This is a genomic window from Georgenia sp. Z1491 (genome assembly GCF_057652395.1).
Window position 1 is genome coordinate 3131382 of record NZ_CM172729.1, and the last position, 14504, is coordinate 3145885.

Consider the following 14504-nt stretch of genomic DNA (forward strand, 5'->3'; position numbering starts at 1 on the left):
CCGGCGGAGTCGGTGCGCGGCAGCGTCAGTCGGCCGCGACGACGTCGCAGCCCGGCAGCTGGTCACCGCGCCCGGCGGCGATCTCCTCGACCGCGGTGCGCGCCTCCTCGAGGGTGGCCACCCGGACGACAGTGAGCCCGTCCGGCACGTAGCCCACGGTCTCCGCGCAGTTCGATGCGGGGGCGAGGAACCAGTCGGCGCCGTCGTTCTCGGCACCCACCATCTTCTTGCGGACGCCGCCGATGGGCCCCACGCGGCCGGCGAGGTCCATCGTCCCGGTGCCGGCGACGACCTCGCCGCCGGTCAGCTCGCCCTCGGTGAGCATGTCGATGATCGCCAGGGCGAACATCATGCCCGCGGAGGGCCCGCCGATCCGGTCGATGTCGAAGGCGACGTCGACGGGGAGATCCACGTCGGGCAGGATCCCGATGCCGAGGAGGGAGCCCTCCTGCAGGGGCGCGCCGGTGGCGTCGACCGGCGGGGCCGACGTGACGACCTCGACCTCCCGCGGCTCGCCGTCACGCTCGACGCGCAGCCGCACGGTCTGTCCCGGCTCGACCTCGGCGAGGGTCCCGACCAGCTCCTGGTAGTCCGGCACGTCCTCCATCCGGCCGCCGGGGGCGGCGATGCCAGTGATGACGTCGTCGACCTCGACGACCCCCGCGGCGCCCGAGTCCTGAGACACGACCGAGACCGTCAGCGTCATGGGGATCTCGTGCCCGAGCTCGGTGAGGGCGGCGACCGTGGAGCTCGTCTGTGAGGACAGCATCTGCGCCTGCCCGCGCTCGGCGATCGACTCGGACGTCTCCGTCTCGGAGTACACCGCCTCGCGCGGCACGACGGTCTCCGAACCCAGCACCCAGCCGCGGACCACGTCGCCCGCGGTGACCGGGTAGCCCGGGCCGCCGAGCGTGGAGACCGTGGTCAGGCGCAGCTCGCCGGAGGTGGGGTAGGTCTCCGCGCCGTCGACGGTGATGAGCGGGTGTCCCTGGAGCTCGCCGAGGGTGTCCGCGGTCGGCCCGGGGCGCTCGACGACGTACGGCACCGGCACGAGCATGATGACGAGCAGCAGCAGGACCGTGAGCGTGCCGGAGACCGCGAGCGTGAGCGTGCGTGCGGCGAGAGCGACGCGGGACTCGTCCTCGGGCACGTGCGCGGTGTAGGGGTCGTTCGGGATCGGCACCCGGCCATCATGCCTCTCACCGGCCACGACCGGTCACACGGCGGCGGGGACCTGCGGCCTTAGCCGTGGGCGAACCGATCCCGGGCCGCAGGTCCGCGCGCACTACCGTGGCACCACGACCGATGCCGAGGAGTGCCATGAGCCAGGACCCCGCCCCGCGCGAGCCCGACGACGGCGAGAGGAGCAGCTGGGAGGAGATGCTCTCCTCGATGCTGGGCCCGGAGGCCGCTGCACAGGCCGTCCAGGCGATGCGCAGCGCCGGCATGGACCCGGCGACGATGGGTCAGGCGGCCGGCCTGCCGGGTGACGCCTCCGCGCTCGCCCCGCTGATCGCGCAGGTCCAGGCCATGATGCGCCCCGACGGCAGCGGCCCCGTCAACTGGCGCCTCGCGACCGACCTCGCCCGGCGCACGGCCGTCACCGGTGGCGACCCGGCCGTCACCTCGGCCGAGGCCGACTCGGTCCGCGCGGCCCTGCGCGCTGCGGACCTGTGGCTCGACGTCGCGACCGAGCTCCCGCCGTCGGGCGGCCCGCGCGAGGCGCTGACGCGCGCGGCATGGGTGGAGCGCACCCTGCCGATGTTCCGCTCGCTGGCCGAGCCGGTCGCCGCGTCGATGTCCCGGGCCATGGCGGCGGCGATCCGCAACCAGCTCGAGGACGCGCCCGAGGAGCTCAAGGCGTTCGGCGCGCAGCTCGGCGACGAGAGCGGGCTGCTCGGTCAGATCGGGCAGGCCGTGTACGGCATGCAGCTCGGCCAGGCCGTCGGCACGCTCGCCCGGGAGGTCGTGGGCACCACGGACATCTCGATCCCGCTGCTCGAGGAGCCGGGCGCGGCGCTCGTTCCGTCCAACGTCGCCGACTTCGCCGAGGGGCTGGACGTCCCCCTCGACGAGGTCCGGCACTTCCTCGCCGTGCGCGAGCTCGCGCACGCCCGCGTGTTCACCCACTCCCCGTGGCTACGCTCCGGAGTGGTCGACGCGGTGAGCGCCTACGCCCGCGCCATCGTCATCGACACCTCGAAGATCGAGGAGGCCGTGCGATCCGTCGACCCGACCGACCCGGAGGCGCTGCAGGGCGCGATGGCCGGGGGCGTGTTCGACCAGGACGACACCCCCGAGCAGGAGGCGGCCCTGAGCCGCCTGGCCACCCTGCTCGCTCTGGTGGAGGGCTGGGTCGAGGAGGTGACGGCGCGCGCCGTCGCGCCGCACCTCCCCCACGGCGTCCAGCTGCGCGAGATGGTCCGGCGCCGGCGCGCGGCCGGCGGGCCCGCCGAGCAGACGTTCTCCACGCTCGTCGGGCTCGAGCTGCGCCCCCGCAGCCTCCGGGAGGCCGCGCGCCTGTGGGAGCTGTACGGCGCGGAGCGCGGTCAGGCCGCCCGCGACGAGCTGTGGTCCCACCCCGACGTGCTGCCCACCGCCGAGGAGCTCGCCGACCCGGAGGGCTTCGCCGCGGGACGGGACCGGGCGGCCGAGGAGTCCTCCGACCTCGACTCCTTCCTCGCCGGGCTCTTCTCCGACGACGAGGCCGGACCCGGTCGGGATGACGCGCCGCACGAGGCGGACGCGGAGACCCGGATGGACGCGCCGGACGCCGGACCGGACGGTGGCCCGGCCGGCGGCGGACCGGACAACGGGGCCGGTTCCGACGGCAACGGCGACGACGGGGCCGGTTCCGACGGCGACGGCGACGGCGACGGCGACGGCGACGGCGACGGCGACGGCGAGGAGCCTGCCCGGTCGTGACTCCGGACGGCGCTGCCCGCGCCCGGTCCTGACCACTCCCGTTCGTGACCACTCCCGGTCCGCACCGCACCGGGTCGTCACGGCGCCAGGTCCACAGCCACCCACCACCTGGGGACGACGCCGACCCGGCCACCCGCCGGGCTGGCAACCTGCGTCCCGGGGGTGGTCGAGATGCGACTGGTGTCCGGGATGGACGTGCTGTGGCGGGGCGCCGGGTCCTCGCAGGTGGGGACCGACCCGCGGTGCGCGGTGGTCCTCGACGGGCTCACCGGCGCCGAGCAGCGGCTGCTCGAGGCGCTCGACCGGGCGCCCACGAGGGCAGACCTGCACCGGTACGGGGCGACGGCCGGACTGACGAAGAGCCAGGTGGACCACCTCGTCGAGCTGCTCACGCGCGCCGGTGTCCTCACCCACCAGGCGTCCGAGATCATCGGGCACGGCTCGGGCCGCCGCCCGGCGGGCGACGGTGCCACGGGTGACGCCCAGTGGCGCGACCGGGCGGGTCTGGCAGGTCTGCCCGCGGCCGACACGGTGCGGGAGCGCACGGTCGTCGGCGTCACCGGTCTCGGTCGCACCGGCGCCCTGACGGCGACCGGCCTCGCCGCGGCGGGCGTCGGCACGCTCCTCGTCTCGGACCCGGCACCGGTGCTGTCCACCGACGTGCTGCCCTACCGGGCGCCGGACGTCGGTCGGACGCGGGAGTCGTGCGTGGTGGACGACCTCCGGGCGGCCGTGCCCGCGCTCCGGATCGGCGCCGCCCCCGGGACCCGTCCCGATCTCGTGGTGGTGACGACGCCCAGGGTGAGCGATCCCCCGCTGCTGCGTCGGCTCGCGCAGGAGGACGTCGCGCATCTCGTCGTCGTCGTGGGCGAGCTGGCGACCACCGTCGGACCGCTGGTCGTGCCCGGGCGGGGTCCGTGCATGCGGTGCCTCGACGTCGCCCGCGCCGCGGCCGAGCGGGCGTGGCCGGCGGTCGCCACCCAGCTGCGGGTGCTGCCCGAGCCCGCGGAGTCCTACGCGCAGGCGAGCTGGGCGGCCGCCACGGCGGTGGGCGCCGCCACGGCGTACCTCGATGCGCCGGGCACGCCGCACGCGCTCACCGGGGCGTCGCTCGAGCTGGACCTCGACGGCGAGGAGATCAGGCGGGAGTGGGCGGTGCACCCGGAGTGCGGGTGCACCGCCCCCGTACCCGGGTAGGGCTCGAGGGCGGCGCGCCCGGGTCGAGCGCGGTGCGGTGCACCCGGGGTGGAAACGGGGGCAGCGCGCTCGGTTCCGGCACGGGCGCGGCGACAGGCGCCCGGCCGTGGTCGAGGTGAGGCGGGCGGCGGGAGACGTGTTCCCGCCGCCCGCCTCACGCGGCGGCGTCCTTCCGCGGGCGTCCGCGGCCGCGCTTGACGGCCACGACGACGCCGTCGACGAAGACCTCTCCGCCCCACACGCCCCACGGCTCTCCGCGCTCGACGGCGCCGGCCAGGCAGGCCTCCCGCAGGGGACAGGGCGCGCACCGGGACTTGGCGAGCTCGACGTCGGCCGTGCGCTCGGCGAACCACAGGTCGGGGTCGTCCGAGGTCAGGCAGGGCAGCTCGTCGGTGCCCGCGTCGTCGGCGGGCAAGGGCGGCGCGAGGCCGATCGTGACGGGGACGGGACGGTTCGTCGCGTCGCTTCTGGTGGACGGGGCCAGGTACGCAGTGGTCTGCGTGCTCATCGGGTGCTCCGGTCGTGCGTCGGTCTCCTGGTGGGGGACGGCGACTAGGCCGTCGGGATGTCCCGACGGCGCACGCGGAGCGTGTCAGCCCAGGTCGGGACGGAGGTGCGCCGTGGGGCGCGCGCAGGTTCGCGGGCGAGCGAGGGCGGAGTTCACCCCCGGTGCCTCGCCGCCACGACTCCCCATGAAGGGAGCGACACCACCCGCGAGGAGGGTGCCGACGGTGCCCGCGAGCGCGTCACGCGCGTTGGCAGCAGTCACGGCGAGATCGCAATCGATCGCGTAGCTGGTGTTCATCATCCCGAGCACCTCCTTCTCCTCAGCGGGGGACCGTCGTGGCTGGCTAGACCCGATCCCGTTCGACACGGACAGATGTGACATTAGGCGGCACGGTGGCGCGGCACAAGGGAATTAACGGAAGAGATCGTCGGACCCGTCCGAGGCGGCCCCTATCAGGCGGCCTCGTGCCGCACGCCTCACCCCTCGGTGCGGGCGAGCCACTCCTCGACGTCGACGTCCTCGCCACGGACGACCGCCAGCACCTGGCCACCGAACCGGTCGAGCTTGGTGGCGCCCACGCCCCGGATGAGACCGAGCTGGCGCAGGTCCGCCGGACGGTGCACGGCGATCTGCTGGAGGGTCGCGTCCGGCAGCACCGAGTAGGCCGGCCAGCCGCGCAGTCGGGCGGCGTCGGCCCGCCAGGCGCGCAGCCCCTCGAAGAGCTCGACCGCCTCCGGGTGCTCGGTCGCGAAGGTCTCCGCCCGGGCCCGTGCGGCGGCCCGCTTGCCGACCCGGTCACCTCCTGCGCCACGACCGGCGCGCTCCTCCTCCGGCCACATGCCGTCGAGGAACCGCGACCGCTTGCGGCTCGCGCGTCCGCCGACCTGACGCGCGCGGGCGAAGCTCAGCTCGAGGTGCTCGCGGGCACGCGTGACCCCGACATAGAGCAGGCGGCGCTCCTCGGCGATCTCCGCGTAGTCGCCCGCGTGGGAGATCGGCAGGAGCCCCTCGGACACGCCGACGAGGAACACGGCGTCCCACTCCAGCCCTTTGGCCGCGTGGAACGACGCCAGGGTCACGCCCTCCACCGTGGGCGCGTGCTGGGCCGAGGCGCGCTCGTCGAGCTCGGCGACGAAGTCGCCCAGATCGGCCCGCCTGGTCGCGGCCAGGTCGTCGGCCAGCTGGACGAGGGAGTTCAGCGCGTCCCACCTCTCGCGGGCGGCGCCGCGCTGGGCGGGCGGCTCGGGCGACCACCCGGCGCCGGAGAGCAGGTCCCGCACGGTAGGTCCGAGCTCGGCGTCGGCCATCGAGCGGACGGCGCCGCGCAGCAGCACGATCGCCTCGCGGACCTCACGCCGGGAGAAGAAGCGCTCGCCGCCCCGCAGGAGGTAACCGATGCCCTGCTCCGCGAGCGCCTGCTCGAGCGCCTCGGACTGGGCGTTGGTCCGGAACAGGACCGCCATCTCGCTGAGGGAGACCCCCTCCTTGGCGAGCTCCCCGATCCGGCCGGCGACCCCGGCAGCCTCGGCGGCGTCGTCGTCGTAGGTCTCGTACCGCACCGGCACGGAGCTGGGCCGCTGCGCGACGAGCTCGACGGCGGCCCGGTCCCGGTCACGGCCGGCGCGGGCGAGGATCTCGTTGGCCACGCGCACGACCTGGGGCGTGGAGCGGTAGTCCCGCACGAGCCGCACGACGGCGGCGCCCGGGTACCGCCTGGGGAACTCGGTGAGGAAGCGCGGGGTCGCCCCCGTGAACGAGTAGATCGTCTGGCTCACGTCCCCGACGACGCACAGCTCCTTGCTGTCGCCCAGCCAGAGGTCGAGGAGACGCTGCTGCAGCGGCGAGACGTCCTGGTACTCGTCGACGACGAACCGGTTGTACTGCCCGCGCACCTCGTCACGGACGTCGGTGCGCTCGATGAGCATCGCGACCATCGAGAGCAGGACGTCCTCGAAGTCGATGACGCCCCGCTCGGTCTTGACCGACTCGTACAGCTCGAGGAGCCGGGCGATCGTGGCGCGGTCGTGGCCGCCGACCTCGTCCCGGTCGGTCTTCGCGGCGACGCGCGGGTAGTCCTCGGGGGTCACCAGGCTGACCTTGGACCACTCGACCTCGGCGGCGAGGTCGCGCACGGTCACCCGGTCGGCACCGAGCCCGAGCCGGCCCGCGGCCTCGGCGACGAGGCTCGCCTTGTGCGGAGCGATCTGCGGGACCGCCCCGCCGACGACGCGCGGCCAGAAGTACGACAGCTGGCGCAGGGCCGCGGCATGGAACGTGCGGGCCTGGACGGCGCCGGCGCCGAGGTCCCGCAGGCGGGAGCGGAGCTCGCCGGCGGCGCGCGCGGTGAACGTGACGGCGAGCATCCGCCGCGGGTCGTACGCGCCGGTGCGCACGCCGTAGGCGATGCGGTAGGTGATGGCCCGTGTCTTGCCCGTGCCGGCGCCGGCGAGCACGGACATCGGTCCGGTCAGGTGCTCGGCGACCGCCCGCTGGTCCGGGTCGAGCGCCTCGAGGAGCTCCGCGGGCTCACCGGCGGCGGGCTCGGGCGCGGACGGGTCACGGGTCGGGTCGGCGGGTTCGGTCAGCGGGTCGGACATCGCCCCCAGTGTCTCAGGGGGCGACGACACCGACGCCCCGCCTGTGGATCACCGGACCTCCGCGGCGCTCTGCGTCCCTGGTCCGCGACCGTCCCGAGTCCGATCCCGAACCCGGTCCACGCGACACGCTGACGCGCTGCTGAGGCATCGGCGTACGGTGGGGTCGTCGTCATGGTCGACCCCCGTCGGCGACGAACGACGCCCCGCCCCCTCCCCCACGCGAAGGACGACGATGACGGTCCCCACCCCCCGGCCCGGCACGGTCACGATGTTCACGACGACCTGGTGCGGGTACTGCCGCAACCTCAAGAAGCAGATGACCTCCGCCGGCGTCGAGTTCACCGAGGTCGACATCGAGCGGACGCCCGACGCCGCCGCGCTGGTGGCCGAGGTCAACGGCGGCGACCAGGTGGTGCCCACCGTCCTGTTCGCGGACGGCTCGACGGCGACGAACCCCTCGCTCAGCGAGGTCCGCGCGCACCTGGCCGGCTGACACCCGCGCGGCGGCACACCGCGCGAGGAGCGCGGCGCCTCGGCTCAGCCGAGGAGCTCGCCGCCGTACCAGTCCTCGATGAGCGAGCGGGCGATCGAGCTGCGCATCGGCAGGTAGACGTCGCCCACCCGGACCGCCGCCGCGAGCTCGTCGCGCGTGAACAGGCGCAGCTCGGTGACCTCCTCGCCGTCCGGCCGCGCGTCCTCCACACCCTCGATCCGGGCGGTGTAGCCGAGCATGAGGGAGCACGGGAACGGCCACGGCTGCGAGCCCCGGTACTCCATGTCGACGACGCGCACGCCCGCCTCCTCCATGATCTCCCGGCGCACGGCCTCCTCGGCGGCCTCGCCCGACTCGACGTAGCCCGCGAGCGTGGAGAACCGGCCCGCGGGCCAGTGCGCGGCGTGACCGAGCAGGAGGCGGTCGCGGTCGTCGACGAGGGCGACGATGACGGCCGGGTCCGTGCGCGGGAAGTGCTGCTCCTCGTCGGTCGTGCAGCGCCGGACCCAGCCCGCCGCCTGCACCTCCGTCGGCTCCCCGCACCGCGGGCAGCGGGGGTGCCGGTGGTGCCAGGTCGACAGGGCGACGGCCGTCGTGGCGAGGCCCGCGTCCCGGTCGGACAGCGCGTCGCCGACGTCGCGCAGGTGGGCGAACTCCAGGCCGTGCACCGCCTCGACGAGCGCCGCGTCCTCGACGACCGGCACGCCGTCGAGGTCCCGCACGTCGCCCAGGTCGTCCGGAAGGTCGGCCGAGAGATAGGTGCCGTCGGCGTCCGCCCCGAGGAGGTGGATGCGCTCCGCGTCCCAGCCGATGCTCGGCAGCTGGCCGGGCGTGAGAAGGACCAGCGCGTCGCCGTCGACGGCGACCTCGCCGCGCCGCACGAGCAGCACCCTGGTGCCGGGCTCCTGACGGAGCCGGTCGTAGAGGCCGTCCTCGTTCCGCCGCTCCGCGGCCTGGTCGACGGTGGAGCGGGCGAGGGGCAGGTCGTCGAGCATCGGCATGGCCCCACGGTAGGCCCGAACCGACCCGGCCGGAGGGGCCCGACCGGAGAGCGTGGCCGGTCAGCCCCGCGAGCTGATCGTCGCCTGGCCGAGGACGCGGTCGCCCAGGTAGACCACCGCGCTCTGACCGGCGGCGACGCCCCGGATCGGCTCGCGCAGGTCGATGCCCAGGCGCTCGGCCCCGTGCTCGTCACGGTCGCGCGTGACCACGGCCGGGTGCGCCGCCCCGTGGGCGCGGATCTGCACGGCGGCCTCGGTGGGGACCTCGGCGGGGTGGTCGTCGGCGAGCCACACGACGTCGCCCGCCTCGATCCGCCGGGTGGAGAGCAGCTCGGCGGGACCGACGACGACGCGCGCGGTCGAGGTGTCGACGTCGAGCACGTAGCGCGGCCGGCCGTCCGCGGCGGGCCGCGTGAGGCCGAGACCCTTGCGCTGCCCCACCGTGTAGGCGTACGCGCCGTCGTGCTCGCCGAGGACCTCGCCGTCGGTGCCCACGATCTCGCCGGGCTGCTCACCGAGGCGGGAGCGCAGGAAGCCGGCGGTGTCGCCGTCGGCGACGAAGCAGATGTCGTAGGAGTCGGGCTTGGTGGCGACCGGCAGGCCCCGGGCCTCGGCCTCGGCGCGGACGTCGGCCTTCGCGCGCACGTCCCCGAGGGGGAACAGCGCGCGGCCGAGCCCCTCGCGGCCGGCGACGGCGAGCACGTAGCTCTGGTCCTTGTCCGGCTCGGCGGAGCGGAACAGCCGGGGCCCGGCGCCCGTGTGCTCGAGGCGCGCGTAGTGGCCGGTGGCGACGGCGTCGAAGCCGAGGGCCCGGCCGCGGTCGGCGAGGACGGAGAACTTCACGTGCTCGTTGCAGCGCACGCACGGGTTGGGCGTGCGGCCCGCCTGGTACTCCTCGAGGAAGTCCTTGACCACGAGGTCGTCGAACTGCTCGGACAGGTCCCACACGTAGTACGGGATGCCGAGGATGTCGGCCGCGCGGCGGGCGTCGGAGGCGTCCTCGATCGAGCAGCAGCCGCGGGAGCCGGACCGGTGCTCGGCGCGGTTGCGGGACAGCGCCATGTGGATGCCGACCACGTCGTGGCCGGCCTCGACGGCGCGGGCCGCGGCGACGGCGGAGTCGACGCCTCCGCTGAGGGCGGCGAGCACGCGCATGGGGATCCTTCCGGGTCGGTGGGCGCCAGCCATTGTCGCGCACCGCGGCCCGGGCAGCAGCGACTCAGGACGAGAGGGCGCCCACCGCCCGGGCGGACTCGGCCGCGCCGGGCAGTGCGCGGACGACGGCCACGACGTCGTCCGCGGTGGTGGTGCGGCCCATCGAGAGGCGCAGGCCGGTGCGCGCGTCGGCCTCGGACAGGCCCATGGCGAGCAGGACGTCGCTCGCACCGAGGACGCCGGTGGTGCAGGCCGCGCCCGGCGAGGCGTCGATCCCCGCGGCGTCGAGGGCGAGCAGGAGCGCGTCCGGGTCCGCGCCGGGGATCCGCACGTGCACGACGGCGGGGCTCACCTCCGCGCTCTCCGGCCGGTCCGGGTCGGGGCCGGTGACGACGAGTCCGGGGATCCGTGACGCGATCCCGGACACGAGCTCGGCGCGCAGTGCGGACATCCGGGCGGCGTGCGCCTCACGCGTGGCCACCGCGTGCTCGACGGCGACGGCGAGCGCCGTGGCCCCCGCGACGTCGAGGGTGCCGGACCGGACCGAGCGCTGCTGGCCGCCACCGCCCCCGACCGGGGCCAGCTCCAGGTCACGCCGGGCGATGAGGGCACCCGTCCCCACCGGCCCGCCGATCTTCGGCCCGGCGATCGTGCACGCGTCGAGGTCGTCGGCGTGGAACCGGACGGGCAGGACGCCGAGCGCCTGGGAGGCGTCGGTGTGCACGGGCACGCCGCGCGGGCGCTCCCGGTCGGCCGCGGTGCGGGCGATCGTCACGAGCTCGCGGAGCGGCTGGACCACGCCGGTCTCGTGGCACACGGCGGTCACGGAGTACAGGGCCGGCGGGCAGGACAGGACCTCGCGGGCGGCGTCGAGGTCGAGCCGTCCGTCGGGGAGCACGGGGAGCTGGTGGGCGACCGAGAGGCCGTCGTCCTCGAGGTGCCGGGCAGTGCTCAGCACGGAGGGGTGCTCGACCGCGGAGTGCGCCACGCAGCGCGGGGTCCTGCGGGCCAGGTGCGCGGCGCGCACCACGCCGGTCAACGCGAGCGTGTCGGCCTCCGTCGCGCCCGAGGTGAGGATCACCTCGGCGGCGTCCGCGTCCAGGGCCGCGGCGATCCGCTCGCGTGCCTCCTCCCAGCGGGCCCGGGCCGCGCGCCCCGCGGCGTGCCCGCTCGACGGGTTGCCCGGCGCCGCGACCTGCCGAGCCAGCTCGTCCGCGTGCGCGGCGGCGGCCTCCGGGAGGAGGTCGGTCGCGGCGGCGTGGTCGAGGTAGTGGCGCACGGTTCCCAGCGTAGGCAGCCCGTCGGGCCGGACCGCCCGCCCTGCTGAGGTTGGATGGGACCGTGAGTACCAGGAACTTCTCGGCGCCCACCCCACGCGCCGACGCCCCCCGCACCCCCGCCCCACGCACCACGGTCCCCCGGCTCTACGAGGACGTCGGCGCGCAGCCGGTGCCCGCCCCGGCGTCGCGCCCGGACCGCCGCGGTGTGCACCTGGTCGGCGACGGCATCGACGTCGGCGTCTACTCCTCCCGGGCCACCCGGGTCGACCTGTGCCTCGTCGACGTCGCGCCCGACGGCAGCCTCACCGAGCGCCGCCACTCCCTGCGCGGCCCCGTCCACGGCGTCTGGCACGGGCACGTTCCCGGCGTCCGTGCCGGGCAGCGCTACGGCCTGCGCGTGCACGGCCCCTGGAGCCCGCCGCGCGGTCAGCGGCACAACCCGGCCAAGCTGCTCCTCGACCCGTACGCGCGCGGGATCGCCGGGACGACGCGGCTCACGCCGGCCGTCTACGCGCACGTGGTCGGCGAGGACCTCGCCCCGGTCGACGGCACCGGCTCGCCGGACCCGCGGGACTCGGCCGCTGACGTCGCGCACGCCGTCGTCGTCGACGACCGGTTCGACGGGGCGGTCCCGTCCCCGAGGACGCCGTGGCGCGACACGGTGATCTACGAGGCGCACGTCCGCGGCCTGACGATGACGCTCCCCGGCGTGCCGGACCGGCTGCGGGGCACCTACGCCGGTCTCGCGCACCCGGCGACGATCGATCACCTGCGCTCGCTCGGCGTCACCGCGGTCGAGCTGCTGCCGATCCACGCGAAGATGGACGAGCCGCACCTGGTCGCCAAGGGCCTGACCAACTACTGGGGCTACAACACGCTGGGGTTCCTCGCGCCCGAGCCCTCCTACGCGACCGCCGCCGCGCGTGCCGCCGGCCCGGCCGCCGTGCTCGCCGAGGTCAAGGGCATGGTCGCGCTGCTGCATGCGGCGGGCATCGAGGTCCTCCTCGACGTCGTCTACAACCACACCTGCGAGGGCGGGGTCGCCGGGCCGAGCGTGTCCTGGCGCGGGCTCGACTCGTCGGGCTACTACCTGCACGACGACCACGACCGCGGGCGCATGCTCGACATGACCGGGTGCGGCAACACCCTCGACCTCAGGCGTACCGAGGTCGTCCGCATGGTCCTGGACTCGCTGCGGTACTGGGCGAGCGAGGTCGGCGTCGACGGCTTCCGCTACGACCTCGCGGTCACGCTCGGGCGCAACGCCGACCAGTTCACGGCCTACCACCCGCTCCTGGTGGCCCTGGCGACGGACCCGGTGCTGCGCGAGGTCAAGCACGTCGCGGAGCCCTGGGACCTCGGCCCGGACGGGTGGCGGACGGGCCAGTTCGCCGCCCCCGTCGCGGAGTGGAACGACCGCTTCCGCGACGCCGTACGCACGTTCTGGCTGGCCGACCCCGGCGCCGCCGCGAAGGGCGGGAGCGGCCGCGACCTGCGGGACCTCGCGACCCGGCTGTCCGGGTCGGCCGACATGTTCGGGTACGGGCAGGTGCCGGGCGGGCGCGGACCGCACGCATCGATCAGCTATGTCACCGCGCACGACGGATTCACCCTCGCCGACCTCGTCGCCTACGAGCACAAGGACAACTCCGCCAACCTCGAGGACAACCGGGACGGGACGGTCGACAACCGGTCGTGGAACCACGGGGCCGAGGGGCCCGTGCCGAGCGACTCCCCGGCCGCCGACGTCCTCCCGCTCAGGCGCCGCTCGATCCGCAACCTCCTGGGCACGCTGCTGCTCTCGCCCGGGACGCCCATGCTCACGGCCGGCGACGAGATCGGACGCACGCAGCGCGGGAACAACAACTCATACTCGCAGGACAACGCGACGTCCTACCTCGACTGGAACCTTGGTCGATGGCGGGAGGACCTCCTCGCGACCACCCGGCACCTGCTTCGACTGCGACGCGAGCAGCCGGTCCTGCGCCCCGAGCGCTTCTACACCGGGCGCGTCGCGGACGGCGACCGGGTGCCCGACCTGGCCTGGCTCGACGCCGACGCCCGGGAGATGGGCGCGCACCGCTGGCACGACCCGCGTGTCCGGGTCCTGCAGATGCTGCGCTCGGGCGGCGGTGGGCACGCGGACGTCCTCGTGGTGCTGTCGAGCTCGCTCGACTACGAGTCGGTGCGGCTCCCCGAGGGGCGCGGCGTCGACCTCGAGCTCGCCTGGAGCTCGGAGTGGGAGTCCCCCTCGTACGCCGAGGCCGAGCAGGACCGCGACCCGTGGTCGCTGACTGCAGCGCCCGGCGAGGTCGTGCTGCTCGCCCCGCTGTCCATGCGCCTCTACCTGGCGGGCGGGGAGCGGACCGGGCCCGCCGGCGACGGATGACCCGTCGCCCGTGACCCGGGTCACCGTTGCTACGCTGGGCCCACAGACAGCCTCCGGCGACGACGCCGGTCGCCCGGTGCGTCCGCGCCGGCGCGGGCAGGGCACGACGGAACGAGGACGCATGGACGCGTGGACGTACGAGGGGCACGCCGGGCAGGTCGCCGCACGGGTGTGGCGGGGGGTCGACCACCCCCGCTACGTGGCCGTGCTGGTCCACGGCTACGGGGAGCACATCGGCCGGTACGAGTGGGTCGCCGCCACCCTGGGAGCGCACGGGGCCGTCGTCTACGGGCTCGACCACGCGGGACACGGGCAGAGCGAGGGCGAGCGGGTGCTCGTGCGCGACTACGACGACGTGGTGGCCGACCTCCACCAGCTCGTCTCCTCCGCGCGGGCCGACCACCCGGACGTCCCCGTGATCATGATCGGGCACTCCATGGGCGGTCTCATCGCCACCCGGTACGCGCAGCTCCACGCCGCCGAGCTCACCGCCCTCGTCCTGTCCGGCCCCGTGCTCGGCAGCTGGGCCGTCGTCGACGACCTCCTCCCCCAGGACCCGATCCCGCCGACCCCGATCGACCCCGGGACGCTCTCCCGGGACCCCGAGATCGGGCGCATCTACGCCGACGACCCCCTCGTGTGGCACGGCGACTTCAGGCGGGAGACCCTCGAGGCGCTGAACACCGCGATGGCCCGGATCACCGAGCACGGATCGCTCGGCGACCTCCCGGTGCTGTACCTGCACGGCGAGGACGACCGGCTTGTGCCCATCGGGCCGAGCCAGGCGGGCGTGGCGGCCGTCGCCGGGCCGGCCACCGAGAGCGGCACCTACCCGGGCGCACAGCACGAGATCTTCAACGAGACGAACAAGGAGGAGGTCCTTCGCGACGTCACCGCGTTCGTGGACCGCGTCCTACCCGGCTGAGCGCCGGCGGCCCGCGGACCCACCGCCGGGCCGC

At 75.3% G+C, this 14504-nt stretch carries 12 protein-coding genes; 5 read left to right on the plus strand and 7 right to left on the minus strand.

The annotated features are described in order from the left end of the window. Positions 1 to 25: 25 nt before the first annotated feature. Entirely contained in the window at positions 26 to 1183 is a 1158-nt protein-coding gene (locus AC24HA_RS14390; RefSeq protein WP_425707912.1) for a YlbL family protein, read from the minus strand. A gap of 137 nt (positions 1184 to 1320) precedes the next feature. Here AC24HA_RS14390 and AC24HA_RS14395 point away from each other — a divergent pair, with 137 nt between their 5' ends. Then, positions 1321 to 2925: a zinc-dependent metalloprotease gene (locus tag AC24HA_RS14395; RefSeq protein ID WP_425707911.1), complete on the plus strand. Its 1605-nt coding sequence runs from the start codon at positions 1321 to 1323 to the stop codon at positions 2923 to 2925. A 171-nt stretch (positions 2926 to 3096) separates the two neighbouring features. After that, positions 3097 to 4122, plus strand: coding sequence for a hypothetical protein (locus tag AC24HA_RS14400; protein ID WP_425707910.1), 1026 nt, complete (start codon positions 3097 to 3099; stop codon positions 4120 to 4122). A gap of 154 nt (positions 4123 to 4276) precedes the next feature. On the opposite strand, the gene AC24HA_RS14405 is transcribed toward AC24HA_RS14400, so the two are convergent. The 3 genes from AC24HA_RS14405 to AC24HA_RS14415 form a co-directional block, all read right to left on the minus strand. Then, a complete protein-coding gene (locus AC24HA_RS14405; protein ID WP_425707909.1) occupies positions 4277 to 4630 on the minus strand; it encodes a WhiB family transcriptional regulator in 354 nt (117 codons plus the stop codon). A gap of 84 nt (positions 4631 to 4714) precedes the next feature. Next, positions 4715 to 4939, minus strand: a complete 225-nt coding sequence (locus AC24HA_RS14410) for a hypothetical protein (protein WP_425707908.1) — start codon at positions 4937 to 4939, stop codon at positions 4715 to 4717. A 167-nt stretch (positions 4940 to 5106) separates the two neighbouring features. Next, on the minus strand, positions 5107 to 7227 hold the full coding sequence (locus tag AC24HA_RS14415; protein WP_425707907.1) for an ATP-dependent DNA helicase UvrD2: 2121 nt from the start codon (positions 7225 to 7227) through the stop codon (positions 5107 to 5109). Between the two features lie 232 nt (positions 7228 to 7459). Between AC24HA_RS14415 and AC24HA_RS14420 the strand changes: the two genes are divergently transcribed. Beyond that, entirely contained in the window at positions 7460 to 7720 is a 261-nt protein-coding gene (locus AC24HA_RS14420) for a mycoredoxin (protein WP_425707906.1), read from the plus strand. Between the two features lie 44 nt (positions 7721 to 7764). Here AC24HA_RS14420 and nudC read toward each other — a convergent pair whose 3' ends face one another. The 3 genes from nudC to AC24HA_RS14435 all read right to left on the minus strand — a co-directional run bounded on the left by nudC (position 7765) and on the right by AC24HA_RS14435 (position 11155). After that, complete coding sequence (gene nudC, locus AC24HA_RS14425) at positions 7765 to 8721, minus strand: NAD(+) diphosphatase (protein WP_425707905.1); 957 nt, start codon at positions 8719 to 8721, stop codon at positions 7765 to 7767. Between the two features lie 60 nt (positions 8722 to 8781). Then, the gene (gene mnmA, locus AC24HA_RS14430; protein ID WP_425707904.1) at positions 8782 to 9876 is read right to left on the minus strand and encodes a tRNA 2-thiouridine(34) synthase MnmA; all 1095 of its coding nucleotides are present in this window, start codon (positions 9874 to 9876) and stop codon (positions 8782 to 8784) included. Positions 9877 to 9940: 64 nt separating this feature from the next. Then, the gene (locus AC24HA_RS14435; protein ID WP_425707903.1) at positions 9941 to 11155 is read right to left on the minus strand and encodes a cysteine desulfurase family protein; all 1215 of its coding nucleotides are present in this window, start codon (positions 11153 to 11155) and stop codon (positions 9941 to 9943) included. Positions 11156 to 11325: 170 nt separating this feature from the next. Here AC24HA_RS14435 and glgX point away from each other — a divergent pair, with 170 nt between their 5' ends. Beyond that, positions 11326 to 13545 (plus strand): glycogen debranching protein GlgX, encoded by a 2220-nt coding sequence (gene glgX / locus AC24HA_RS14440; RefSeq protein ID WP_487563645.1) that lies wholly within the window; start codon positions 11326 to 11328, stop codon positions 13543 to 13545. A gap of 121 nt (positions 13546 to 13666) precedes the next feature. After that, positions 13667 to 14470: an alpha/beta hydrolase gene (locus AC24HA_RS14445; protein WP_425707901.1), complete on the plus strand. Its 804-nt coding sequence runs from the start codon at positions 13667 to 13669 to the stop codon at positions 14468 to 14470. Positions 14471 to 14504: the final 34 nt, after the last annotated feature.

What these genes read in the sequence shown, in the direction of transcription:
- mnmA (WP_425707904.1), bottom strand. Translation starts at nt 9,876, where the DNA reads ATGCGCGTGCTCGCCGCCCTCAGCGGAGGCGTCGACTCCGCCGTCGCC.
- AC24HA_RS14405 (WP_425707909.1), bottom strand. Translation starts at nt 4,630, where the DNA reads ATGAGCACGCAGACCACTGCGTACCTGGCCCCGTCCACCAGAAGCGAC.
- AC24HA_RS14445 (WP_425707901.1), top strand. Translation starts at nt 13,667, where the DNA reads ATGGACGCGTGGACGTACGAGGGGCACGCCGGGCAGGTCGCCGCACGG.
- AC24HA_RS14400 (WP_425707910.1), top strand. Translation starts at nt 3,097, where the DNA reads ATGCGACTGGTGTCCGGGATGGACGTGCTGTGGCGGGGCGCCGGGTCC.
- AC24HA_RS14415 (WP_425707907.1), bottom strand. Translation starts at nt 7,227, where the DNA reads ATGTCCGACCCGCTGACCGAACCCGCCGACCCGACCCGTGACCCGTCC.
- AC24HA_RS14395 (WP_425707911.1), top strand. Translation starts at nt 1,321, where the DNA reads ATGAGCCAGGACCCCGCCCCGCGCGAGCCCGACGACGGCGAGAGGAGC.
- nudC (WP_425707905.1), bottom strand. Translation starts at nt 8,721, where the DNA reads ATGCCGATGCTCGACGACCTGCCCCTCGCCCGCTCCACCGTCGACCAG.
- AC24HA_RS14420 (WP_425707906.1), top strand. Translation starts at nt 7,460, where the DNA reads ATGACGGTCCCCACCCCCCGGCCCGGCACGGTCACGATGTTCACGACG.